The following is a 21,253-nucleotide window of genomic DNA, read 5'->3' as shown; positions in this document are numbered from 1 at the left end:
AATCCCGGGCGGGGCTGTCGTCGTCTGCAGCAGGTCGGTGAGTCTGTCGAAGTCCGCGCTTCGACAGGCTCAGGGCCGAGGGAACGGACTACGCCGTCTCGATGACCATGATCGGGTCTGTGGTGGGCTGCTTGGAGCCACCCTGCGGCTCGACCGTCACGCCGACCTTGTCGCCTGCGCTCATGGCGCCGTCGAGGACCCGCCAGGTGGTGCCGTTCGCTGCGGAGAAGGTGCCGGCCGAGACCGGGCCTCCCTCGCCGATGTACCAGAGTTCGTAGACCTTGTCTGACGGCAGTGAGCCGAGTCCGTCGACGAGCAGGGCGGACTTGCCGAGCTCGCCCGACCAGACGAGGGTCGCCGTCGCATCGTCCATGGACACCTTGGCGCGCTGGACGTCGGATGCCGCGTTGATCTCCGCGAGCGCGACCGTCTGCGTGAGGGATCCGCCACCGAAGGTGTTCGCGAGTCCGACACCGCCGAAGATGAGGCCGACCGCTGCTGCTGCGCCGACGACCATGCCGACGGCACTGCGACGCCACCGTGAGGCGGCCTTGCGCTCCGCTGCGCCGGCCACCGGGGTGGTCGCTGCTGCAGGGGCCGGCGTGGCGGTCGGTGTCGACACCGGCGTCTCGTCGACCTCTGGGAGCGCGGTCGGGAGCGGCTGCACCTCGGCGACAGGAGCATCGACGGGGGCGTCAGCGGACAGCTGCGGCAGGTTCTGGATCGCGGCCATGAGCGAGTTCTTGAGCGCCGCCGACGGCTGCACGGGAGGTGCTGCGAGGTCGAGCATGGCGACGGTCTCCTCGAATTCCGCCGCTTCCTCGCGGACGGACTCGTGTTCGGCGCGCAGGCGGTCGAACCGCTCTTGCTCGCGCGGGGTCAGGGTGTGCAGCGCGTTTCCGGCTGCCAGGTCTGTTGCATCGTCTCGCTCGGTCATGTACGCACCCCCAACTCGTCTCGAAGTCTGATCATTCCGTCTCGCAACCTGGTCTTCACCGTACCGATGGGCACGCCGAGCAGGTTCGAGATCTCGCTGTGACTGTAGCCGCCGTAGTAGGCGAGCGAAACAGCCTCGCGTTGCAGCTCGCTCAACCGGACGAAGGCCCGCTTGACGCGTTCGTGCTCGATCCGGATCTCGACCGTCTCCTGCACGTTGTCGACACGCTCGTCGAAGTCGCGGATGCCGATCTTGAGATCGCGGTCACGTCCGGCCTGTGAAGCCCGCACGCGGTCGATCGCACGACGGTGGGCCATGGTGAGCACCCAGGTCGTGGCCGTGCCCTTGCCCGCCTCGAACTTCTGGGCGTTCTGCCAGACCTCCAGGAACACCTCCTGGGTGACCTCTTCGGACTGCGCGTAGTCGACGAGCACCCGCTTGACGAGTCCGAGGACCCGCGGCGCGATGTGATCGTACAGCTCGCTGAAGGCGACCTGGTCGCCGCCTGCCACGCGGATGAGGAGCGCGTCGAGCACGTTCGCCAAAGACACCTGCGGTGCAGCGTCGGCTTCCGGTCCCGTGGTCACAAGTCTTAGCTTCTCACGGACACCGGCCGTTTGCGCGACGCCCACCCGAGGTCGGGTCTGCGTGTACAGTGCGGCGGTCATACACGGAGTTCGGTGCCGACCCGGGATCCGATTGGAGGAATCGACCGGATTCGCCACCCCAGTTCCGGTGTCATCACGGAACAGGCGGCAGGAGGGCGAAGACCTCCGGAGAAAATAAGTGCCAGGCCGCAGAAACGCCTCTCGGCGCAAGGCCGCTCGAAGCGGCGATTTTTGGAGCCCGGGGTTACTGCGGCCCGGCTTGAACAGTGTAGCAAGGGATCACCTGTGGACATTCCCAGGTCGAAGGCCTTGACCAGGGCGCCTGGATCAGTCGAGGGAGTCGGTGCGCCACAGTCGGGCGCAGCCGGCGAGCTCCTCGGCGATGGTGCTGAACCGTGCGGCCTTCGTGGTGAGTCTCGCGGCGTCTGCGGGGTCGACCGCGTCCCGGTCGTTCGCGAGTGAGGTGCAGCCGACCGCGTTGATCCGGCAGAAGGACGCCGCCCGCTCGAGGGCGATCGCGAAGTCGCCGGTGTACAGCCCACGGAGGATCTGGTCGGCGAGGACGATGATCTCCTCCGGCCCGGTCGGCTCGGCCGCGCCGGCGATCACGGGGTCGACGGTGGTGATGAGCTCGGTGCCCCGCTGGAAGCTGAAGCTCGTCCCCACCGGGTCCTGCCGGATGAGCAGGCGTAGCAGGTAGATCCGCCAGAGGGCTCCGGGAAGGCTCCGCGGACTGGCGTGCGACCAGAGTTCGGCGATCGCGTCGATCCCGTGCTCGTCGGTGTACGTCACGAGGCGGTCGACCACGGCAGGGTCCGGATCCGCCCGCACCCGGGTGAGGAGGGCGACGGCCGTCTCATGGGTGATCCTCGAGACGGCCTCCGGGTCGAGACCGCCCTGGATCGCTTCGAGCATCGACGGCGGGAGCTTCGTCGGACGATGGAATCCCTCGGTCATGCCTGCTCCTCCCTGCGACGCGCTTCGCGCACCCGACAACGGTACTCGCCTCGTGGGGCGATACTCCCCCTGTGGCCCCGACCTGCTCGTCAACGGGTGCCGTCGAAATCTCGTAGAGTAGAGCGCGTATGGGCCTGTAGCTCAGTTGGCAGAGCATCGGACTTTTAATCCGCGGGTCGTGGGTTCGAGCCCCACCGGGCCCACCCATGATCCTCAGGCACAGGCCGATCTCGGACGCCGTCTCGATCCCGGTTGGCACTCCTAAAGCACTCCGACCACGAACTCGTTGACGGCCGTCCGAACATGTGGAACATTGGAGTAGTTGGCGCGCGCGAGCGTGGGAGGCCCAGGAGCCCCTGACACATTGGATCGGCATGCGATCCAAAGCGAACAGTTTTCGTGTGTGTTTGGAGAGGCGATGGATCCGACCAGCAATGTGCCGCCGACATCGGAGGCAGAAGCCGCGCTTCGAGCGTCGGAAGGCGGCTGGAGCGTGACCATGCGTTACCTCCTTCTCCTATTGGCACGGAACAAGATTTTCGCCACCGCTCCCGCGCTCGGCATAGTGCTAATGGCCACTTGGCGAATCCTGCACGGGTAGATCGTCACGGGGCCGCTCGCGTGTCGCTGCGGCGAGGGCGGACTTTCGTGGCAGAGTCCGATTGGACTAGTGAAAGAGAGCGCCCTCTTGACGGATTCAGATTTCAACGAACGCATCGAACGCGTTCGCAAAGCGGCAGAGGTGATCGGAAGTCTCCCCACCAAAGCGTTGCAGACCGAAGCATTCCACTTCCTGATCGGAACACGGTCCGGTCAGCCGACTTCGCCTGGACTTCACTTCGAGCCACACAAAGTTAACCTCGATGGCCCCGCCGCCGGAGCCACGACGGAGCAAAATCCCGATACGGCCAAGCCTGAACAGAAGAAGTCGACGCCGAAGAAGAGCAAACCCGCAAGTGTGAATCCTGATAAGCAGCTTGAGCTGTCACCTCACGGTAAGCAATCTTTTGCAGATTTCGTGGCCGAGAAGAAGCCACAGACCCACATGGAGAAGTACACTGCCGCTGTCTTTTGGATTCTCGAGATTGCAGAACAGCCGAAAGCTACAATCGCGCAAATCGTCACCTGTTACCACTCTCAGAAATGGAACTTGCCAACTGACGTTAGAAATACGGCTTCCCAAGCCGGGAAGAAGGAGCTCGATAACTCGGAAGGGCTCGACGACATCAGACTCTCCAATCTGGGAAGGAATCTCATCACCGGCCTTCCGCAGGCGGAGAAGAAGTAGGCCGTGAGCCTGGTCGAATTTCTGGCAGCCGCCGGTGCAACGACGTGGCGGGACCGTTCCCTTCTCGTTCTCTACTGGCACGCCCACTTTCGCGACCAACGAGCGCTCTCAGGTGCGCAGATCAAGGCAGCTCTGCAGGCTTCGCGCGTGCCCAAGGCCAAACAGGCGAACATTGCCGATGTCATGCTGAAGGCGGGGGCGCTCGTTGACGTTGCTTCCCACGCCCCTGGCGGCGCGCGGCTGTGGACACTTACACCAACGGGCGAAGCTGCAGTCCGAGCGATGGCCAACATTCCCGAGACACAGCCTGACATCGAACACGGCGTGGAGATGTTGCGCCGGGTGGTGTCGAAGGTCGGTGATTCCGGCGCACGGGCGTACCTCGAGGAGGCTGTCCTCTGCCTGAGCGTCAACGCGCTCCGTGCTGGCATCGTCTTCACGTGGGTAGGCGCGGTTCAGGTGTTGCAGGCGCGCGTTTGGACGCACGGAGCGCAGGCTGTGGAAGCTGCAGCACAGAAGTACTTTCCAAAGTCACGAATAGTGAAACTCGACGACCTCTCGACGCTCAGAGAGTCAACCCTCTTGGACGTTGCACGGGACCTAGGTGAGATCGATAAGGCGCAGCGCACGGTGCTGGGGCAATGCCTCGATACACGGAACCAGTGTGGCCACCCCAACAAGTACGACCCTGGTGTCGCGAAAGCTCAGGCTCACATTGAGGACGTCGTCGGCATTCTCTTCTAAAGAACGCCGATGAACGCATCGAACCGGGCTACGTGCTCGGTGTAGTCGCTGGGGTAGAGGTGCGCGTAGATGCTGTCGGTGGTGGTGATGTTCGCGTGGCCGAGCCACCGGCTCACCTCGTAGGGCTTGAACCCAGCCGCCAGCCACAGCGACGCCGCCGTGTGGCGGAGGTCGTGGACACGCATGTCTGGCATCTCTAGCGCGCGCAGAGCAGGGCGGAAGTAGTTCCGGCGGAAGCTGCCGACGTCGAGGACGTGGTCGTAGTTCAGTACGTGCGAGCCGACGTTACGTCCCGGCCACAGCAGCGCGTCGCCGTCGCCAGAGCGCGGGTGGCTCATCTTGTACCGACGCAAATCCGCGATCAGTCCGCTGTGCATGAGAGGCACGTCGCGGGTGGACCGTCGCGACTTCGGCGTTCCGACGACCCACTCCCCTGCGATCCGCTGCATCGTCTGCCGCACGGACACATGGCCGGCCGCAAGGTCGAGGTCCCGCACCCTCAGTCCAGCCAGCTCCGCCGCCCGGAGTCCGGTGTATGCGGCGAACCGCACCAGTAGGTCATACGGCGCCACAGGGTCCAGCCGGGTCGCGAGACGTTCGACCTGCACAGCCGTCAGGAACACCACTGAAGGCTCCTCGGTGGCGTGCGTCTTCGGGAGCGTTACGCCGTCGCACGGGTTGTGGTCGATGAGCCGATCGTGGAGAGCGTGCTTGAACGCCTTCTTCAGGGCGACGTAATGGTGGTGCACTGTTGCCTGCGACAACCCGTCAGCGTGGAGCTTCACTACCCAGGCCTGCACTTCGGCTCGGGTGACCGTCGAGGCGCGGCGCTTGCCGAACGTCGGCAGAATTCGATTGCGGTAGATGGTCTCGTAGCTCTGCCGAGTGCGCGGCTTCAACCCGGGAGCGCTCGCCGTCATCGAGGCGGCGACGATCTCCGCAACCGTCTTCGAATTCTTGACGAGCCGGTCGGTGCTCTGGCCTTCGGCTAGGTCCGACTCGACTTTCAGCGCAAAGCGTTCGGCCTCGCGCTTCACCTTGAACGAGCGTTGCTTGAAGCCGTTGTCGCGCCACCGGACGATGTAGCTCGGCTTCCCGCCCGCGCGCTCGACTTCCTTGACGTGCGCCATTACTTCACCGCCTTCAGGATCGGGGTCGCCGGGGCGAACTTGCCGAGGCTCCAGTCCGGTTCGACAGGGCGTTGCCAGATGTATCGACAACGCAGATAGACCTGTCCGGTCGCGCCGGTCTGGTGGACGGACGTCACTGTGGCCGGGTGCTCGTAGCTCTCCAGAACAATGTCGCCGACCCGGATCAGGTCCGCGCGGGTGGGCCGGGTCTTCGGGCGGAACGGGTTCGGCTCCGGTGGCGTAGGTTTCAGGTCGTCGCTCATGCTGATTCCTTCCATCTCCGCACAACGCCGCCGATGACCGTGTGTGTCCACTGGCCTGCGCCGGTCTGAGTGGGTGTGCCGTCCTCGTTGAGGCGGCGGGCGATAGCCGAAAGCGACAGACCAGCCGTGTGTTGCTGGAGGATGCGCGATTGAATTTCGGCTGGGACCTGGGAGGGCTTACCGAGCTGGGCACCCTCGGCCTTCTTCACGGCGAGCGCCGCCTTCGTGCGCTCCCCGATCACCTCCCGCTCGAACTGGGCGAACTGGACCATGACACCGGCGAGCATCCGCCCTACCGCAGTGCTGGTATCGAGGTCGAAGTCGAGCACGACGATGGACCAGCGCTGGCGTCGGGATCGCTCCAACAGCTCGCCGAAGTCGATGACCGAGCGTGAGAGCCGGTCGAGCTTGGCGGCAACGAGTCCGTCAGCGTTGCGCTTGCCATGGCGACGCAATGCGGCGAGCGCGGCGGTCAGGCCGGGTCGGTTGGTGTCCTTGCCGGACAGCCCGTCGTCCTCGAACCACTCAACGATGGTCCAGCCCTTCGCCTCCGCAGCTCGGGTGATCGCGCTACGTTGAGCCTCGATGCCGAGGCTCGTGTCCCGTGTGCGGTCAGCCTTGCTCACGCGAACGTAGCCGAGTACGCGCTTGTTCATAGGGTCTCCTTGTGGTCGTTCCGATCGGTGTCGTTCGTCACCGCTCTGAAGAACTCTCGTGGTCCCCCTGAGCGGTCCGCTTGAGCCACTGAGGAATCAGAGCCTGCCGAGAGAAAACGAGTCGGAATAGCCCGGTCTACCGGCCTCGGGGTGTTCTCTCGGCAGAGCTCAGACGCTGGGCTGCTCCGGTAGCAGCGCGTCGGGAGCCGGGCCAAACGCGTCGTTGAAGATGTCGTGCGCTCGATCTACGTTGCGGAGGTCGGCCTCGGGAATACGACCCTCGTCGCTCGTGCTCGATAGGACGTCCTCGATCACGTGCTTACCCCAGGCGACGTCCTGTCTCCGGGCGCTCATGCCCGGCGTCCTGTTCGCTTCTGTACTCGGCGCGGCTCGACGCGACGTTCGATAGCTCGTCGCTCCATCAGCTCGTCTGCGTCGGCTTCGTCGTTGTCGTGAACAAGCTCGGCGTCGATGATGTCCTCTTCGGTTGCGACGTCGACCAGGATCTCTGCGTCGATCGCGTCCCACTTCGATACCGATACCTCGACGCTCAGCTCTGCCTTGCTCACGAGTCCGGCTCTGTCGAGCAGGTCCCTCGCCGCCGACACACGCACAGCCGGAGGGATGGTCACGTCTTGCATCATCTGCACCAGCGCGAATGCAGCCTTGTCGCTGGCCTCCAGAATCCGCTGCTGAGCGCGCCGCTTGACCTGCGGCGCTGCCCCTCCGTGCATCCGACACACAGAGCTACCGAGCATCGGTGCGTTCCCACACGGCTGTCCGCTTCGCTTCCTGGCTGTGCATAGGGTCTTCTCGTGCATCAGGTCGTTCATGTCAGTCTCCAGTTCTCTTCTTCGTGCTTCTCCATGAGGGTGGTCAAGTCAACCCGCCTCCCTAAGGGACGGAGGCGAGGCGGGTTGGTTACCCGCCCTCGTCCCTTCTGATGCCCGGGGTCAGTGAGTCGCCTCCAAGTAGCCCCGGAACCGAGGTGACTTGATTCCCCAGGTGCCGCCTGAGGATGCGGCCCTCCGCCAGAGGAAGTCGCCTCCGCCCGGGGCGGGTTCGGGGCTGGTTGCCGCGGAGCCGGAATCAAGTCGCCTCTGAGAGAGCGAGCCGGGGTGGTCATTTCTCGGCCTCCGGGGTGAGGCGGAGCGGCGCATTACCGACACCGGACACGCGCCAGCGAGGCCGGATCTTGCCCTCGCTGCCGGGAGCGGACTCAGAGACGACCCGCCCAGCCGCGACCAGCTCGTCCCACACCTGCTTGAAGCGAGTCTCACCGACGCGGGCGCGCTCCTTCACAGCCTCCTTCACCGCCGTCACAGTGAACTCGAGGGGCTCCTGCTCCAGGAGGTGGATGATGTGAGAGGCGACGTTGTTGTCTTTCTCGGCGACGGCCGAAGACTTCGCTCCCCACGCCACGGGTGACACTGAGTAGCTGAGGTCGCCGATGTGCTCTCCGGAATCGGGGTCGAATCGGCCGAGTGACCAGTTGACGAGGTACTGCTGACCGCCCCACTGCCGCGACCCGAATGCCGCCCCGAGCGCGAACTCACCCTCGTCTACGCGTGGCGGAGTGTCGTGTTTCTGCAGAATCCAGCTGTCAGCCCACTGGCCCACACCCGACTGCGCAATGGAGTCGAGGTCAAGATCGACGTTGCCGGTCTTGCGGAAGTGGTCGGCAATCAGGAACGCGCACCCTGCCGGGACCATCTGCTGCATCTCCGGCCAGCATTGCACCGCGTGCGTACAGATTCTGAGCTTCGATCTCGGGAGGGTGATACGCGTACAACGGGTCAACGATCACAAGACCAGGGCTGTCCTCTCGCACCGCGACGTCGAACGCGGTCAGGAACTCCTCGCTCGTCAGATCGCCTGCATCGAACACCATCCGCAACGGCAACGCCGCCAGGTCCACGCCCATGGTCTTCGCGATGCGCTGCAACCGATGCTGCGTCGGCCCCTTGCCACCCTCGCCGAGATACATCAGCACCGAGCGGGGCTTGGGAACCTCGAATTCACCCAGGAACGGTTCTCCGCTCGCTACCGCCAAAGCAAAGGCCAGACCGTTGTAGGTCTTCAGGGTCTTCTTCTCCCCAGCAAGCACCCCATACGATCCCTCCGGCCACACCCCCTTTACCAGCCACCGCATCGGCGGCACAGCCTCCGCAAGCTCCGCAGCCGAGACCGTCTTGAAGCGCTCTCGGGTCTGAGACCGGAGGCGCTCCATTTCGGAGGCAAGACGCTCGGCGGTCCCGGCGTACTTCACGAAGAAATCGGTAACGTCCTCTTTCGAGTCAGGCGAGACACCGAGTCGTGTCAGGTCGAGGACGCGAGCACGCGCACCGGCCTGATTCAGCCGAGTTGCGACCTTCTCGGCTCCCGCTCGACCGGCCTCGTCCGCATCGTAGGCAACGAACACCTCTCGACCGCTGAGAGGGCTCAGGTCTCGCGGGGGCGTCTGCGCTCCGCCCGTCCCTGTTACGGCGACGTATAGACCTTCCGACTCCTGATTCGCAAGCAGTGCGTCCCACTCCCCCTCGCACAGCAACACCGGCAGCGTCGGATGGTCGGACAGGAACTCCTGCGGCCAAATCATCGACACCGAGCCCGGCGACTGATTCACGACCTTCGATGAACCATCCTCCGGATACGTGATGAACTTGATCTGGAGCCACGGGCCTCCGCCGGAAGCGCGCTGCGGAATCGTAAGCGACCGTCCGTCAGTGCCCACGTGCACCCGTTCCCAGGTCTCACGCCGGATGGCTCGTTCAGCAAGCAAGTTGCGGTGACGTTTGATGGACGAGTGGTCGCTCTGAGTGAGCTGCTGACTCCATTCGTACGGTTTGTCCTGGTTCGAATAGGGCTCACGCTCGGCGGACCGCTTTACGCTCGGAAGCTTGAAGGTGTTCGATGCCGGCAGCCGACGGAGCCTGCGGGTTGATAGCCCGGTTGCCTTCAGTCCCCGTCGAACCCCTTCACTGTCGTCGCAGCCGAGACAGTTCCACACGACCGGCAGCTTCTTTCTCGCCCGGAAGCCGAAAGACTCGTTCTCATCGGGGTGATCGGGGTTCGGGCAGTGCGCGGCCCATTGGTTCGAGCCCGTCCGCCTTGCTCCCAGAGCTTCGGCGTACGCCTTGACAGCGGATGGCGGCTCTGGCCAATCGTCGTTGTTCACCGTGGCCACCGTCAGCGCTTTGGTGCGTCGGAACGCGACCCGAGGATGTAGTTCTCGATGTCCTCGCTCGTGAGCAGCACGATCAGTCCACCGGGCCGGGCGTAACTGATTCGTCCTGACTGTACAGCCCTGCGGAACTGGCGCTCGGAAATCTCGTACTTCCTGGCAAGGGGATGCTCCGGCGCTTCGGAGAGTCGGTACACCTCGCGGTTGTTCTTACTGCTCATGGCTGATCCTGCACCTTCTATTGGGTGGGTCAGCCAGGGCAGGAGGGCACAAAAAATAGGACCTTCCTAATCCGACCAACCCTTGACTGGTTGGTTCGCGATTTCGGGGTCCTTTCCCTCACGAGTTTTGAAACTATTCAGTTATGGCAATTCCGTGGCGGGTCCTACCGCGCTTGTCACGAGAACTACTTTACCGCACCGAGCTTGTTCGCCGCTGGCCGAGACGATCCGCCGTGGCATTCGATCGAAAGAACAAATGTCGAACTTCATCGCTTCGCACTGTCGACACCTCGCCAAGACGAGCTGGGTCGATGACGATCTCATCGGTGGCCCAGTAGGACAGCAGCCCGAGGGCGTCGAGAGAAACGATGCTGCGTCCAGTCGCCATGAGGACCTGTTCCGGTTCGATGACCATGCTGTACCATCCCCACTCGGGGAGGCCAACCGTCAATATCTCGAACGCCTGATCTGGGCTGAGTCCTGTGAACCGGAACGGCTCGGTGAGGAGGGTCCGCGGGTCTGTCGTCCAAGACCACCCCGCCGCGTCACCGGCAAGAGCGTGACGATACACCCTCAACGGTCCGGTTGGGAGGGGTCGGTTGAGCGCTATTGGTCCTGTTGTAGCGAAGATCGACCGCCACATTTCAGGGCTCAGGAGCACGGTGGGAGTGAGCGTGGTGATCCACACGTGCGCGACGGCGTCGTGAAGATCGCCGATGACGCCGTCCTTTCGGTCTGCAACGAATGCAGCCAGCTCTGAGGCTAACGCTGCGAATGCAGGATGGGCAGGAGCGCACGGGGTGCCGAATCTCCGATAGATCGCAGCCACCCGATATACCCAGTGGTCGACAGACATCACATCACCTCGGATGTTCGGTCGCGCAGCCGGACGCCTCGGCGATAGCCGCTACCGTCGAGCGCGAGCGCATCAAGGGTGACAACGACGCCGTGGAGCTCGGATGTTGCGTCGACCGCTCGCAGAAGCTCCCATCCTTTCCAGCTGGTCCGTCCTGCTGTGTGCGGGTAGAAGAACACGGCGAGTCCCTGCGCCAGTTGCCATCCAGACAGATGGATACCGCGGTCGTGCCAAACGGCGATCCGCATGGCTGCCTCAATGGGCTCGCCGTACTCGGTGAATGTGATGGTGGCTGGCGTCGGAGCTGAGACACGGATCGTGGCGAGCTCGACAGGGTTCAGCTTCCGCATCGGGGTTTCTGATGGTGGCAGGATCTCGAATCGGTTGAGCGAGGCCGCCGGCACTGCCTGCCAGTAGGGGTCGATCGGTGGCGCGAGCGGGGCGCTCAGAGCCGGAAGTAGGGTAGTTGACGTGTTCATCGTGAGGCCTCCTTGGGGGTTCGCAGGGCTCCGGATTCGTCGCCGGAGCCCTGCACTGGTTTCGGGGTCAGATGCTCGGTCGCAGCATCGGATACTTCCGTGTCATGTCGACGTAGCTGCCGTAGGGGTCTTCGGCCTTCGCCTGGTGCCACGCCGCTTCGCGCTCGGAGCGTCGCAGCGCGTCGATGGCGGAGTAGGCGGCGGATCGCAGATCCTTAAGACGGCCTGCGGTGGCCGCGTCGGCGGTCGCTCCTCGCTTGTCCAGGGCATATGTGACCTGCTCTGGCAGCTGCTCACAGATTTCCTCAGCCGCCATCAGATGCACGGACTGCTCGTCGAGGAAGGCCTCTGCTGCGGCGACGATGTGGTCCTCGTACACCCGGACCTTGTCAAAGACAGCTCGGTCGACGGCGGTGACCGCGTCTTTCTCGGATTGTGTGTTCGGATAGGCGGCCTCGCGGATGCTGATGCGAAGCTGTTCGGGATCAGGGCTCAGTGCGCTGCTGCTCATGATTCGGGTCCGTTCTATCCGCGCGGAACGCGCTGGGTGTGCTTGGCAGTGAGGACGTTGATACGGTCGCGGTTCTGTTCCCGACGTTCCTGCTCGTCGAGGATCGCGATGAAGGCCTCTTCGGCGTCCGCGATCACCTTCTCTAGGGCGACAATGCTGCCCTCGTAGAGGTGACGCTGATTCTGGATCCGCTGGGCCACGGCGTTACTGCGGCGCGGAACGTAGGGTGGCAGCTGAATCGTCATGATGTTCTCCTTCGGGGTGATGCCGGTCGCTGAATCGGACGGCCAGCCGTTCTGGTGGGGTGCAGTCGCTCAGTCACTTCGGGATAAACGAGGCCGATTGAGGTCAACATGTCGAGCAGTGCCTTCCGAACGAAGGTCGCCCTGCTCTTGCCGCCTGACAACTCAACGAGTTGTGCCAGAGCGGCGTCGATCTCTGGTGTAATCGTTGTCCGCAACTCAATGTCGTTGCCGAGCGGCGTTGGCCCGCGCTTTCCCATTCGTGATGCCTCCGTACCTTGGGTAGAGAAACTTTACCGCGTAATGTTTCACTGCCGCTGCTGGGGTCAGCGGAGAAATTTGACGTTCATATTCGAGAGTCGACCTGCACCTTTCGTCGCACGATATTCGCTCGCAATCTCAACGAGTAGACGTAGCCTTTCGGGACCCACGAGAACAGGAGAAGTTATGCACCGCCGAGATGACCTCGATATCGACCCCGAGAACGCGCGCGTCTACACAGACCAGACTGAGTACGGAGGCGGCCCCCGCGAAGGCGGCCCGAAGCTCTACGACCGACTCGCCCGCGGCACCACCGCCGAACGAGCCCGCGAGATGCGCAGGCAAGGGCAGCGCGACGAGCCACCCGCTCGCGGCAGCCGCATGGGTGACGCGCCGCCCGTCGGCAAGGGCGACCGCATTCACTGGTAGCCGACAGAGAACCCCGGCGATCATCCCCTCCCAAGGACCGCCGGGGTTCTCGTGCGTCTACTCAGACAGAGCGACGCACGGTGAGCGTCCTGGGCGACGGTCGCCTCGATGTCGGTGGTGGTGAGCAGAATGTGCCTAGCGTTCGCGCTGTGCGGGCGCACTCACCCTAGGGAGCAACATGTCCATCGAAATTACCCACGTCAGATTCGGCAGCACTCCTCACACTCACGAGGCGATCGTGAAGTACAAGTGGCGCGAAATTGAGTCAGGAGACGTTGGCGAAAACGACAAGCCGTCACTCGTTGCCTGGGTCGACAAGCCCAACGCCCTCGCGTTCGTCGGGAGCGGAGCAAGTCGGGTTCGGGTCGGCAGCGTTCACCCCGACTCCGGTCAGCCTTACCTCCGCACGTATGCAGACAAGACGTGGACCAACAACCTGTTGAGCCTGCCGACCTTCTAGGCCCTCCCGAAGCACTCCACCCGCGCTCCGCCGGGGCGATCCGGACTACCCCGAACTAGTCCGTTCGCCCCGGCGGAGTATCCTGTACTCGCCTGGAATTCCGGCCTGGATCGGATCATCCCGGCTCAGATCAGATCACCACCGCACCACTGAGAACACCGTCTTTTAATCCGCGGGTCGTGGGTTCGAGCCCCACCGGGCCCACCACGACGCACGACGCCGGCGGATGAGATCTCGTCGTCACGAGGGGGACCCGTGAACGGTGAGCAGCAGCTGATTCCGGACCCGAGATTCGTGTCAGGCCCGACCCCGGTCGATCTGGCGGACCGGCTCGCGGTCGCGATCGGCCTCGACGCGGGCGACCTGCTCATCAAACGCGACGATCTCATCGGGCTCGGCGGCGGCGGGAACAAAGCGCGGAAGCTGCAGATCACCATGGGCGAGGCGTTACGGTCCGGTGCGGACTCCGTCCTTACGACCGGCGCCCCACAGAGCAACCACGCCAGGTTGACGGCCGCCGCGGCCGCCCGCGTCGGCCTCCGGTGTGTGCTGGTCCTGCAGGGAGACGCACCGCCGAGGTCGCTCGGCAACGTCCTCCTCGATGAGTTGTTCGGCGCGCACATCGTCTGGTCCGGTGACGAGTCGGCGGAAACCGTCGCCGATCGCCTCCAGACCGCGGGTTCCTTCGGATCGATCTCTCGCATCCCGTTCGGCGGGTCGAGCGCTGCCAGCGCGAAGGCGTACATCGACGCCGCCGGGGAACTCCGGAACCAGGTCCCCGACGTCCGCCACGTCGTGGTGGCTATCGGTTCCGGCGGCACGATGGCGGGGCTCGTCTCCGGTCTCGGAGCGGAGGTCGTACTCGGAGTCGACTGCGGCGCCGTGCCGGACGGACGCGCGACCGTCGCTGGACTCCTCGCCGCCATGGGCCACGGCGACCAGTATCCCGCTGAGTCCCTCCGGGTCGATCGCTCGCAAATCGGCGCAGGGTACGAACACCTCACGGACGGCACCCGAGCTGCACTCACGCTCGCCGCGGAGCGTGAAGGACTGCTCCTCGACCCCACCTACACCGGTCGTGCATGCAGCGGACTCGTCGATGCCGTCGCGCGTGGTGACATCCGGCCGGGCGAGCGGACGGTGTTCCTGCACACCGGTGGGTTGCCCGGGCTGTTCGGTCACCCGGCGTTCGCCGGATCCGACGCAGAACCGCCAGTCTGAGTTCCGTCTCGGGTCAGCACATGAAGGTCGCCGGTGTGTGGTCGTCGTTTCCTCCGGCTCGGCGCGCGTCTTTCTGGAACCATCGCCGTCGTGACGCCGGTGCTGTGCGGGTGTTCCTGTCGCAGGTAGGTTCGATGCATGGCTCAGACGCAGAACATCCAAGCGTTCCGGAAGGTGGTCGATGAGCCGTTGGCCACTTGGCCGAGTGCCTTCGTGGTGCTCCTGGCGGTGTTGGGCGTCGGCTTCGTCACGGCGGCAGCGTATGTCGGCCCCTTGGACGGCTATTCGGAGGAAGAGCTGGCGGAGACGCTGCCGATCTTCGTGTCCTCGTTCGGGGCGTTCGTCTTGGCCGCCGGGGTCGTCGTCCAGCAGGGTGCAGGAACGGTGCAAGTCCGGATCGACGCCGTCGTGCGTGCAGTGGAGCGTCTGACCGAGCCGACTTTCGCGCCGTCTCCGGGGACTCCTGCAGACGAGGCACTGCTTCGCTGCTTCGGCGCGGAGATGGCGGGGTACATCGAAACCGTGACACGGCTGCGTCGACGCCTCGGACTCGCCAAACGGACGAGCGCGGGCCTCGTCGGCAGTGCCGTGGTGATACTCGGTAGTGGTGCGGCGCTGAGTTGCTGGGCGCTACCGGTGCTCACCTGACACGAGTCCAGTGGAGGGAGGGCTGGCCGAGCCTTGCGTCGCGTCGCGCGCAGCCCGACCTAGAGGCCGAAAGCGTCCTCCCGGACGCGCGTCGCCGCTGACCGCCGCGCCTCGGGGACGATGGCGTCGATCGCGAGCCGCCACATGCGGTCCACCGACGCTCCGATGTCCGAGCGCCCGACCGTCGCCTGGGCGGTGAGCTGGACACCGGTGAAGAATCCGATCAGCGTGCGGGCCAGCTCCGGTGCCGACATCGAACTCTCCAGGTCCCCGGCCTGCAGCGCCACGTCGAGCTGAGCGGCCGTCCCCGAGATCCAATCCTCGTAGAACGCACCGGCCGGCTGGCTCAGCGAACCCTCATCGAGCGTGAGTCTGATCCCGGCACGGACCACCGGGTCGTTCTCGAGTTGATCGACGATGGCGCGCGACACCCGGATGAGCCGCTCGAGGACCCCGTCGTACTGTTCCGACACCCGTGCCATCAGGGGCATCGACCGGTCGTGCTGCTCGTGGATGACCGCGAGGGCGATCTGCTCTTTCGACTTGAAGTGGAAGTACATGGACCCTTGCGAGATCCCGGATGCTTCCGCGATCATCGACAGACTCGCGTTCCCGTAGCCGATGCGGTCGAAGACGGTCGCGGCTCCCTCGACGATCGCATCCTGCGTCACCTGTCCGCGTTCCTGCGTGGGCGTTCGTCGCGTCCCCGGCATCCTGACCTCCTCGGGCAGCCTGTGCTCCGGCTCCGATCCATCGGCGCCGTGTCCGTCGACCGTGGCCGGTCGGGGCCTCAGCCTAGAGGCTCGGAGCTCGCACAGCCGACCTCTTTTCGATAACTGGTACGAACGACTTATTCATGTCACACTGGTGGAGGTGATGCCGCCGCAGTCCACGCCTCAGTGGGCTGCGTATTCGCGACGGGGGTTTGCGACGCTCACCGCCTCGACCGGTGGGTCACGCAGGGATCGGGGGATCCAGCACTGCGTGATCCACCCGGTCACACACGCGCCGTGATCAGCGCGCGAGCAGCTCCGGGAGGCCGGCCACCGTCGCTTCGTCCGCAAGGCTCGCGTCGACCGAGACGAACGACAGGACCGTGACGGGGACGCCGAGACGCGCGGCTGCCTCCAGTTTGTGGTGGCCGTCGAGCACGATGTGCACGAGACCCGTGTGGGCGTCAGCGCTGTCGAACGGCTGCGTCCGGTCCAGCACGGAGACCGCGAGCACGGTCGCCGCTCCCCCGGTGCGAAGCCGCTCCTCGTACGAGGCCACGCGCTCGCGGTCGTTCCAACCGGGCGGCACCATCGGCACCAGGAACTCGAAGAGGGTCTCGTGATCGCCGGTCGTCCGGGTCGGGCCGCGGTAGTAGCCGGTCGCCGGGTCCTCCGGTGCACCAAGCGTGGGGTCGATGCCGCGGTGCGCGACCTGTTCCCGCGAGAAGTAGTCGTGATCGTCACCCGGAGCAACCAGGACGGGCTCGATGGACAGCAGGAGCGGCAGATAGGTCCCCTCAGGCAGGATCGTCGACACGAGGTCGCGTAACGACGGATCATCGATCGCGGGCACGCCCTCGTCCAGGTGATCGTGCAGTACGTCTGCGGCGAGCGCCCGGGCACCCTCGTCCAGACGACGGAACAGCAGCGCGCAGCTTCCGCACGGGAAGCTCAACTCGAACGCCTCTGCGCCATCGACGATGAGGTGGCGCCCACCGGGCTCGCGGAAACCAGTGAAGCGCAGTGGGGCGTCCGGTGTCCCGAGGTGGACCGGTGCCGCGCGATCGAGCAGCCCGGTTCGAGATCGGGCGGGTCCGCCGGTCATCGAGCTACTTCCGGACGGCCGGGATGATGACGCCGTCGATCACCGAGATGAGGAAGTCACGTGTCACCGGCTCCCGCAGCATGAGGACGCGATAGCTCACCATCGCCTGGCTGATCAGCGCAAGGGTCTCCACATCGGCGTCCGCACGGATCTCTCCGCGGTCGATCGCGCGCTGCAACAGGAAGCGGTTGACGGCCATGCGCGGCTCCACGATCGCCGCATGGATGGACTCGGTGAGCTCCGGGGCATCCGAGATCATCGACATCACGCCGGCGAACACGCGCATCTTGCGCTCGCCCTCGGCGATGGACGGCGCCTTGATCATCGCGACGAGGTCGCCGCGGAGTGAGCCGGTGTCGGGCAGCTTCGAGAAGTCGGGATCGATCTGCTTCATGCAGGCGACCGCGTCGATCACGAGTTCGGACTTCGACGCCCATCGGCGGTAGAGCGTCGCCTTGCCGGCCTTCGCCCGCGCGGCGACCATGTCGACCGTCATCCCGGCGTAGCCCGTGTCGGCCAGGACGTCGAGCGCGGCGTCGAGGATCTCGGCGTCCCGCGTGTGATCGCGCTTCCGGCCAAGCTTCGGCGCTGCGGGTGGGGTCTCGAGCTGCGTCATCGCGGCTCACCTCCCTTTCGTCTCCCGGAACAGCATAGTTCAGGAACTCGAACGTTCAGGAACTATTCGGTTCCGAAACTGTCCAGTTCCGTATAGAGTCCTCAGCATGACTTCGAACCTCGCCGCCGGAACCCCGGCAGTCTCCTCACGCCGCTGGTGGACGCTCGTCACCGTCGGCCTCGCCCAGCTCATGGTCGTGCTCGACGCCACCGTCGTGAACATCGCGATGCCCGCCGCCCAGGCCGACCTCGGATTCTCCGACGGCGACCGCCAGTGGATCGTCACCGCCTACTCCCTCGCCTTCGGCAGCCTGCTGCTGCTCGGCGGACGCCTGTCCGACCTCATGGGCCGGAAGCGGGCGTTCATCATCGGGCTCGTCGGGTTCGCGATCGCCTCGGCCCTCGGAGGCGCCGCGGACTCGTTCGGCACCCTCGTCGCCGCGCGGGCGCTGCAGGGCGTCTTCGCCGCCCTCCTCGCACCGACCGCGCTCGCGATGCTCACGACCACCTTCACGATCCCGAAGGAGCGCGCCCGAGCGTTCGGCGTCTTCGGTGCGATCGCCGGCGCGGGTGGCGCGGTCGGACTCCTCCTCGGCGGATTCCTCACCGAGCAGTTCGACTGGCGTTGGAACCTGTACATCAACGTCGTGATCGCCGTGGTCGCCATCGTCGGGGCGGTCCTCTTCATCACCACCCCGAAGACGACCGGCCCCCGCCCCAAGCTCGACGTTCCGGGCACCGTCCTCGTCTCAGGTGCGTTGTTCAGCCTCGTCTACGGCTTCGCCAATGCCGAGACCGACGGCTGGGACTCGCCGCTCAGCTGGGCCTTCCTCGCTGCCGCAGCCGTCCTCCTCGTCGCGTTCGTCCTCTGGCAGCGCCGGGCCGCGCACCCGCTCCTCCCGTTGTCGATCGTCCTCGACCGCAACCGCGGTGCCGCGTTCATCTCGGTCATGATCGCCGGAGCCGGCATGTTCGGCATCTTCCTCTTCGTCACGTACTACCTGCAGGCCTCGCTCGGCTACTCACCGCAGCAGACGGGCTTCGCCTTCCTCCCGATGATCGCGATGCTCGTACTCGCCGCACAGCTGGGGACCAACCTCCTCGTCCCCCGCTTCGGCCCGAAGGTCATGGTGCCGTTCGGCATGACGCTCGGGGCGATCGGCATGCTCCTCCTCACCCGACTCGACCTCGACAGTTCCTATGTCGGCAACGTCATGCCGGCGCTCATGGTGCTCGGCTTCGCGATGGGATCGATCATGCCCGCCTCGATGCAGACCGCGACGCTCGGTGTCGACCGGGCGTTCGCCGGGGTCGCCTCGGCGACGGTCAACACCAGCCAGCAGGTCGGCGGGTCGATCGGTGTGGCGCTGCTCAACACCCTCGCGGCGAGCGCCGCCACGGCCTACGTGACCGACAACACGCCGCCCACCCCCGAGGTGCTCGCGCAGGCCGCGATCCAGAGCTACCAGACCGCCTACTTCTGGGGTGCCGGGTTCTTCGCGGTGGGCGCCGTGACGGCGGCACTGCTGTTCCGCCGACGCAATCAGGGACTCGCCCTGCACCACGCCCCGGAGGCGTCCGCAGAGCCGGTGCTCGCGCACTGATCCCACCGGGTTCCGAGCACACGGCCGTCGCGCACTCGCGCGGCGGCCGTCTGCGTCATGGGAGGGCCACGCGGTCGGCGGTCAGACGGAGACGCGGAGGATCGACGTCATCTTCTTCCCCTTCGCGACCTCGTCCACGAGCTTGTCGAGCTGACGGACGCGCTGCATCAGGGGGTCCTCGATCTCCTCGACGCGGATGCCGCAGATGAGGCCCGTGATGAGCGACGCGTTGGGGTGCATCGCCGGCGCTTCGGCGAAGAAGGTCTCGAAATCCGTACCGTCGGCGAGCACCCGTTCGATCGCGGCGTCGTCGTAGCCCGTGAGCCAGGTGATGACCTGGTCCACCTCGCCCTTCGTGTGGCCCTTCCGCTCCGCCTTCGCGACGTAGAGCGGGTACACACTGGCGAAGCTCGTCGTGAAGATGCGATGTCCGGCCATACCGGTCAGTCTCCCACCGTCGCGCGTTCGGGACCAGGCCGATCACCGGCTATCCGTCGCTCGTCGTCCATCGCTCGGGGGACGCGTCCTGCGGCCACGGCTGCCTACCCTGGCAGCATGACGAATCCCGGACAGCACCCGCAGACGCCTTCGCCATCACCCTCGACGACACCGGCGTCGATGCCGGCCTCGACGCCCGTCGATCCAGCCGTGCCCCAGCGGCAGCTCGCGACGTACGACCACGCCCTCCGCGCCGCACCGGCCTGGTGGCGTGGCGCACTCGCGCTCCTCCTGCTCGTCGTCGTGTTCCTGATCCTCTCGATCGTGCTCGGCGGCATCGCGCTCATCGTGGACGTGGCCACCGGGGCGTACACGCTCGACGACGTCGCGAACGGTCTCATGACGCTGACGCCGGTGACGATGCTCGCGAACAACCTGTCGCTCGCCGCGCTCATCCCGGTGTCGATGCTCATCCAGTGGGCGATCTTCGGCGTCCGTCCACGGTGGCTGTCCTCGGTGGAGGGGCGCTTCCGTTGGCGCTGGCTCGGGCGCCTTGCGCTCATCATCGTCCCGGTGTGGATCGTGTACGTCGGAGCGTCCGTCCTGCTCTCCCCGCTCGAGCCCATCGTGATCGACGGCACCATGATCGCAATGCTCGCCGTCGTGATCCTCACGACGCCGCTGCAGTCGGCCGGCGAGGAGTACGGGGCGCGCGGCCTCATCCAACGTTCCGTCGGATCCTGGTTCAGTCGACCGATCACGGCGTTCCTCGTCGGCACGGTCGTCTCCGGCGCGGTCTTCGCCTCGGTGCACTTCGCCGGCGACCCCTGGCTCATCGCTTACTACTTCGTGTTCGGCGCCTCGATGTCCTTCGCCGCCCGCGGGACCGGTGGCCTCGAGGCGCCGGTGCTCATCCATGCGACGAACAACGTCCTGCTCCTCGTCCCCACGGCCCTCATGTCGCAGACCGACCAGGTCTTCGAGCGAGGCGAGGGCGCCGGCGGACCGTTCATGCTCATCCCGATGGCGCTCTGCGTCGCCGCAGCCGTCGTGAGCACCTGGTGGGGGCGCAGGAACGGCGTGACCGCGACGGCTCCGCTGCCGCCGAGCCGGGTGACGAAGCAGCAGGGGACGCCGCCGGCCGCCATGGCCGCTCCGGTGGCTACGCCGACGCAGCTGCCGACGACCCCGCAGGATCCGTCGGCGGCTCCACCGCGATGACCTGCCCGCCGGTCACTCGCACGAGCTCCTCGAAGGTCGTCGGGAACACCGTGTGCGCATGGCCGGCTGCGGCCCAGACCTCCGGGTAGGCAGCGAGCGCCTCGTCCACATAGGTGCGGATCGGTTCCGGGTGACCGACGGGCGCGACGCCACCGATCACCTGTCCCGTCGCCGCCTTGACGACCTCGGCGTCAGCACGCTTCAGCCGTCCACCGAGCCGCTCGCCGACCCAGGCGGTGTCGACACGGTGGGCGCCGCTCGTGAGGATCAGCGTCGGCTCGCCGTCGAGCGTGAACACGAGGGAGTTCGCGATCGCCCCGACCTCGATCCCCAAGGCCTCCGCTGCCAGCGCCGCCGTTCGTGCAGCGTCGTCGAGCCAGGTGATCTCGCCCTGAGCCCCGCGATCACGCAGCGTCTGCTCGACGACGGACACGGCCGGATGCGCTCGATCACTCATGCGAC

Annotated in this window: 28 protein-coding genes and 1 tRNA gene; 9 read left to right on the top strand and 20 right to left on the bottom strand. The window is 65.6% G+C overall.

What is annotated here, in order from left to right; translation table 11 throughout:
• Positions 1-88 precede the first annotated feature (88 nt).
• The 3 genes from ITJ66_RS07285 to ITJ66_RS07275 all read right to left on the bottom strand — a co-directional run bounded on the left by ITJ66_RS07285 (position 89) and on the right by ITJ66_RS07275 (position 2,502).
• A complete protein-coding gene (locus tag ITJ66_RS07285) occupies positions 89-937 on the bottom strand; it encodes an anti-sigma factor domain-containing protein (protein WP_194644223.1) in 849 nt (282 codons plus the stop codon).
• Entirely contained in the window at positions 934-1,524 is a 591-nt protein-coding gene (gene sigK / locus ITJ66_RS07280; RefSeq protein ID WP_370582586.1) for an ECF RNA polymerase sigma factor SigK, read from the bottom strand. Before sigK ends, ITJ66_RS07285 begins: the two co-directional genes overlap by 4 nt.
• 348 nt (positions 1,525-1,872) lie before the next feature.
• The gene (locus tag ITJ66_RS07275) at positions 1,873-2,502 is read right to left on the bottom strand and encodes a DNA-directed RNA polymerase subunit beta (protein ID WP_086474394.1); all 630 of its coding nucleotides are present in this window, start codon (positions 2,500-2,502) and stop codon (positions 1,873-1,875) included.
• A gap of 130 nt (positions 2,503-2,632) precedes the next feature.
• Here ITJ66_RS07275 and ITJ66_RS07270 point away from each other — a divergent pair.
• From ITJ66_RS07270 to ITJ66_RS07260, 3 genes are all read left to right on the top strand, one after another.
• A tRNA-Lys gene (locus ITJ66_RS07270) sits at positions 2,633-2,705 on the top strand.
• 467 nt (positions 2,706-3,172) lie between these two features.
• The gene (locus ITJ66_RS07265) at positions 3,173-3,790 is read left to right on the top strand and encodes a hypothetical protein (RefSeq protein WP_194644219.1); all 618 of its coding nucleotides are present in this window, start codon (positions 3,173-3,175) and stop codon (positions 3,788-3,790) included.
• A gap of 3 nt (positions 3,791-3,793) precedes the next feature.
• Positions 3,794-4,534, top strand: coding sequence for a hypothetical protein (locus ITJ66_RS07260; protein WP_194644217.1), 741 nt, complete (start codon positions 3,794-3,796; stop codon positions 4,532-4,534).
• On the opposite strand, the gene ITJ66_RS07255 is transcribed toward ITJ66_RS07260, so the two are convergent.
• The 12 genes from ITJ66_RS07255 to ITJ66_RS07200 all read right to left on the bottom strand — a co-directional run bounded on the left by ITJ66_RS07255 (position 4,531) and on the right by ITJ66_RS07200 (position 12,079).
• Positions 4,531-5,664, bottom strand: coding sequence for a tyrosine-type recombinase/integrase (locus ITJ66_RS07255; protein ID WP_194644215.1), 1,134 nt, complete (start codon positions 5,662-5,664; stop codon positions 4,531-4,533). The genes ITJ66_RS07260 and ITJ66_RS07255 overlap by 4 nt on opposite strands.
• A complete protein-coding gene (locus ITJ66_RS07250; protein WP_194644214.1) occupies positions 5,664-5,927 on the bottom strand; it encodes a hypothetical protein in 264 nt (87 codons plus the stop codon). Before ITJ66_RS07250 ends, ITJ66_RS07255 begins: the two co-directional genes overlap by 1 nt.
• Positions 5,924-6,583: a recombinase family protein gene (locus tag ITJ66_RS07245; RefSeq protein WP_194644212.1), complete on the bottom strand. Its 660-nt coding sequence runs from the start codon at positions 6,581-6,583 to the stop codon at positions 5,924-5,926. The genes ITJ66_RS07250 and ITJ66_RS07245 overlap by 4 nt, the downstream gene beginning before the upstream one ends.
• A gap of 168 nt (positions 6,584-6,751) precedes the next feature.
• Positions 6,752-6,937: a hypothetical protein gene (locus tag ITJ66_RS07240; protein WP_194644210.1), complete on the bottom strand. Its 186-nt coding sequence runs from the start codon at positions 6,935-6,937 to the stop codon at positions 6,752-6,754.
• Positions 6,934-7,416, bottom strand: coding sequence for an HGGxSTG domain-containing protein (locus ITJ66_RS07235; protein ID WP_194644208.1), 483 nt, complete (start codon positions 7,414-7,416; stop codon positions 6,934-6,936). The genes ITJ66_RS07240 and ITJ66_RS07235 overlap by 4 nt, the downstream gene beginning before the upstream one ends.
• 289 nt (positions 7,417-7,705) lie before the next feature.
• Complete coding sequence (locus tag ITJ66_RS07230) at positions 7,706-8,305, bottom strand: hypothetical protein (protein ID WP_194644206.1); 600 nt, start codon at positions 8,303-8,305, stop codon at positions 7,706-7,708.
• Positions 8,229-9,770, bottom strand: a complete 1,542-nt coding sequence (locus tag ITJ66_RS20125; RefSeq protein WP_370582585.1) for an AAA family ATPase — start codon at positions 9,768-9,770, stop codon at positions 8,229-8,231. The genes ITJ66_RS07230 and ITJ66_RS20125 overlap by 77 nt, the downstream gene beginning before the upstream one ends.
• Positions 9,771-9,772: 2 nt before the next feature.
• Positions 9,773-9,988, bottom strand: a complete 216-nt coding sequence (locus ITJ66_RS07220; RefSeq protein ID WP_194644202.1) for a hypothetical protein — start codon at positions 9,986-9,988, stop codon at positions 9,773-9,775.
• A gap of 190 nt (positions 9,989-10,178) precedes the next feature.
• Positions 10,179-10,403: a hypothetical protein gene (locus tag ITJ66_RS07215; RefSeq protein WP_194644200.1), complete on the bottom strand. Its 225-nt coding sequence runs from the start codon at positions 10,401-10,403 to the stop codon at positions 10,179-10,181.
• Positions 10,404-10,843: 440 nt separating this feature from the next.
• Positions 10,844-11,323, bottom strand: a complete 480-nt coding sequence (locus ITJ66_RS07210; protein WP_194644198.1) for a hypothetical protein — start codon at positions 11,321-11,323, stop codon at positions 10,844-10,846.
• A gap of 67 nt (positions 11,324-11,390) precedes the next feature.
• Positions 11,391-11,834: a hypothetical protein gene (locus ITJ66_RS07205; RefSeq protein ID WP_194644196.1), complete on the bottom strand. Its 444-nt coding sequence runs from the start codon at positions 11,832-11,834 to the stop codon at positions 11,391-11,393.
• A gap of 14 nt (positions 11,835-11,848) precedes the next feature.
• Entirely contained in the window at positions 11,849-12,079 is a 231-nt protein-coding gene (locus ITJ66_RS07200) for a hypothetical protein (protein ID WP_194644194.1), read from the bottom strand.
• A 444-nt stretch (positions 12,080-12,523) separates the two neighbouring features.
• Between ITJ66_RS07200 and ITJ66_RS07195 the strand changes: the two genes are divergently transcribed.
• From ITJ66_RS07195 to ITJ66_RS07180, 4 genes are all read left to right on the top strand, one after another.
• Positions 12,524-12,766, top strand: coding sequence for a hypothetical protein (locus ITJ66_RS07195; protein WP_194644192.1), 243 nt, complete (start codon positions 12,524-12,526; stop codon positions 12,764-12,766).
• 178 nt (positions 12,767-12,944) lie between these two features.
• On the top strand, positions 12,945-13,226 hold the full coding sequence (locus ITJ66_RS07190; RefSeq protein WP_194644189.1) for a DUF3892 domain-containing protein: 282 nt from the start codon (positions 12,945-12,947) through the stop codon (positions 13,224-13,226).
• A gap of 294 nt (positions 13,227-13,520) precedes the next feature.
• A complete protein-coding gene (locus ITJ66_RS07185) occupies positions 13,521-14,447 on the top strand; it encodes a pyridoxal-phosphate dependent enzyme (protein WP_370582584.1) in 927 nt (308 codons plus the stop codon).
• Between the two features lie 138 nt (positions 14,448-14,585).
• Positions 14,586-15,095 carry a hypothetical protein gene (locus ITJ66_RS07180; RefSeq protein WP_194644188.1) on the top strand — a complete coding sequence of 170 codons (510 nt, stop codon included), beginning with the start codon at positions 14,586-14,588 and terminating at the stop codon, positions 15,093-15,095.
• 59 nt (positions 15,096-15,154) lie between these two features.
• On the opposite strand, the gene ITJ66_RS07175 is transcribed toward ITJ66_RS07180, so the two are convergent.
• From ITJ66_RS07175 to ITJ66_RS07165, 3 genes are all read right to left on the bottom strand, one after another.
• Positions 15,155-15,808, bottom strand: coding sequence for a ScbR family autoregulator-binding transcription factor (locus tag ITJ66_RS07175; RefSeq protein ID WP_194644186.1), 654 nt, complete (start codon positions 15,806-15,808; stop codon positions 15,155-15,157).
• 301 nt (positions 15,809-16,109) lie between these two features.
• The gene (locus tag ITJ66_RS07170; protein WP_194644184.1) at positions 16,110-16,913 is read right to left on the bottom strand and encodes a hypothetical protein; all 804 of its coding nucleotides are present in this window, start codon (positions 16,911-16,913) and stop codon (positions 16,110-16,112) included.
• Positions 16,914-16,917: 4 nt separating this feature from the next.
• Positions 16,918-17,529 (bottom strand): TetR/AcrR family transcriptional regulator, encoded by a 612-nt coding sequence (locus ITJ66_RS07165; protein ID WP_064296613.1) that lies wholly within the window; start codon positions 17,527-17,529, stop codon positions 16,918-16,920.
• A gap of 106 nt (positions 17,530-17,635) precedes the next feature.
• Between ITJ66_RS07165 and ITJ66_RS07160 the strand changes: the two genes are divergently transcribed.
• Positions 17,636-19,132, top strand: a complete 1,497-nt coding sequence (locus ITJ66_RS07160) for an MFS transporter (RefSeq protein WP_194644182.1) — start codon at positions 17,636-17,638, stop codon at positions 19,130-19,132.
• 81 nt (positions 19,133-19,213) lie between these two features.
• Here the strand turns inward: ITJ66_RS07160 and ITJ66_RS07155 are convergent, their stop codons facing one another.
• The gene (locus ITJ66_RS07155) at positions 19,214-19,570 is read right to left on the bottom strand and encodes a DUF2200 domain-containing protein (protein WP_192018304.1); all 357 of its coding nucleotides are present in this window, start codon (positions 19,568-19,570) and stop codon (positions 19,214-19,216) included.
• Positions 19,571-19,687: 117 nt separating this feature from the next.
• Here ITJ66_RS07155 and ITJ66_RS07150 point away from each other — a divergent pair, with 117 nt between their 5' ends.
• Positions 19,688-20,791: a CPBP family intramembrane glutamic endopeptidase gene (locus ITJ66_RS07150; protein ID WP_194644180.1), complete on the top strand. Its 1,104-nt coding sequence runs from the start codon at positions 19,688-19,690 to the stop codon at positions 20,789-20,791.
• On the opposite strand, the gene ITJ66_RS07145 is transcribed toward ITJ66_RS07150, so the two are convergent.
• Complete coding sequence (locus ITJ66_RS07145) at positions 20,733-21,248, bottom strand: YbaK/EbsC family protein (RefSeq protein ID WP_194644179.1); 516 nt, start codon at positions 21,246-21,248, stop codon at positions 20,733-20,735. The genes ITJ66_RS07150 and ITJ66_RS07145 overlap by 59 nt on opposite strands.
• Positions 21,249-21,253 lie beyond the last annotated feature (5 nt).

The sequence above is a fragment of the Plantibacter sp. VKM Ac-2885 genome (assembly GCF_015351205.1).
Lineage (GTDB): Bacteria > Actinomycetota > Actinomycetes > Actinomycetales > Microbacteriaceae > Plantibacter > Plantibacter auratus.
This window is presented reverse-complemented; position numbering and strand designations above follow the sequence as displayed.

Coding starts and splice junctions, on each gene's coding strand:
- ITJ66_RS07285 (WP_194644223.1), bottom strand. CDS start 937: ATGACCGAGCGAGACGATGCAACAGACCTGGCAGCCGGAAACGCGCTG.
- ITJ66_RS07275 (WP_086474394.1), bottom strand. CDS start 2,502: ATGACCGAGGGATTCCATCGTCCGACGAAGCTCCCGCCGTCGATGCTC.
- ITJ66_RS07255 (WP_194644215.1), bottom strand. CDS start 5,664: ATGGCGCACGTCAAGGAAGTCGAGCGCGCGGGCGGGAAGCCGAGCTAC.
- ITJ66_RS07250 (WP_194644214.1), bottom strand. CDS start 5,927: ATGAGCGACGACCTGAAACCTACGCCACCGGAGCCGAACCCGTTCCGC.
- ITJ66_RS07245 (WP_194644212.1), bottom strand. CDS start 6,583: ATGAACAAGCGCGTACTCGGCTACGTTCGCGTGAGCAAGGCTGACCGC.
- ITJ66_RS07240 (WP_194644210.1), bottom strand. CDS start 6,937: ATGAGCGCCCGGAGACAGGACGTCGCCTGGGGTAAGCACGTGATCGAG.
- ITJ66_RS07235 (WP_194644208.1), bottom strand. CDS start 7,416: ATGAACGACCTGATGCACGAGAAGACCCTATGCACAGCCAGGAAGCGA.
- ITJ66_RS07230 (WP_194644206.1), bottom strand. CDS start 8,305: ATGCAGCAGATGGTCCCGGCAGGGTGCGCGTTCCTGATTGCCGACCAC.
- ITJ66_RS07220 (WP_194644202.1), bottom strand. CDS start 9,988: ATGAGCAGTAAGAACAACCGCGAGGTGTACCGACTCTCCGAAGCGCCG.
- ITJ66_RS07215 (WP_194644200.1), bottom strand. CDS start 10,403: ATGGTCATCGAACCGGAACAGGTCCTCATGGCGACTGGACGCAGCATC.
- ITJ66_RS07210 (WP_194644198.1), bottom strand. CDS start 11,323: ATGAACACGTCAACTACCCTACTTCCGGCTCTGAGCGCCCCGCTCGCG.
- ITJ66_RS07205 (WP_194644196.1), bottom strand. CDS start 11,834: ATGAGCAGCAGCGCACTGAGCCCTGATCCCGAACAGCTTCGCATCAGC.
- ITJ66_RS07200 (WP_194644194.1), bottom strand. CDS start 12,079: ATGACGATTCAGCTGCCACCCTACGTTCCGCGCCGCAGTAACGCCGTG.
- ITJ66_RS07195 (WP_194644192.1), top strand. CDS start 12,524: ATGCACCGCCGAGATGACCTCGATATCGACCCCGAGAACGCGCGCGTC.
- ITJ66_RS07190 (WP_194644189.1), top strand. CDS start 12,945: ATGTCCATCGAAATTACCCACGTCAGATTCGGCAGCACTCCTCACACT.
- ITJ66_RS07180 (WP_194644188.1), top strand. CDS start 14,586: ATGGCTCAGACGCAGAACATCCAAGCGTTCCGGAAGGTGGTCGATGAG.
- ITJ66_RS07175 (WP_194644186.1), bottom strand. CDS start 15,808: ATGCCGGGGACGCGACGAACGCCCACGCAGGAACGCGGACAGGTGACG.
- ITJ66_RS07170 (WP_194644184.1), bottom strand. CDS start 16,913: ATGACCGGCGGACCCGCCCGATCTCGAACCGGGCTGCTCGATCGCGCG.
- ITJ66_RS07165 (WP_064296613.1), bottom strand. CDS start 17,529: ATGACGCAGCTCGAGACCCCACCCGCAGCGCCGAAGCTTGGCCGGAAG.
- ITJ66_RS07160 (WP_194644182.1), top strand. CDS start 17,636: ATGACTTCGAACCTCGCCGCCGGAACCCCGGCAGTCTCCTCACGCCGC.
- ITJ66_RS07155 (WP_192018304.1), bottom strand. CDS start 19,570: ATGGCCGGACATCGCATCTTCACGACGAGCTTCGCCAGTGTGTACCCG.
- ITJ66_RS07150 (WP_194644180.1), top strand. CDS start 19,688: ATGACGAATCCCGGACAGCACCCGCAGACGCCTTCGCCATCACCCTCG.
- ITJ66_RS07145 (WP_194644179.1), bottom strand. CDS start 21,248: ATGAGTGATCGAGCGCATCCGGCCGTGTCCGTCGTCGAGCAGACGCTG.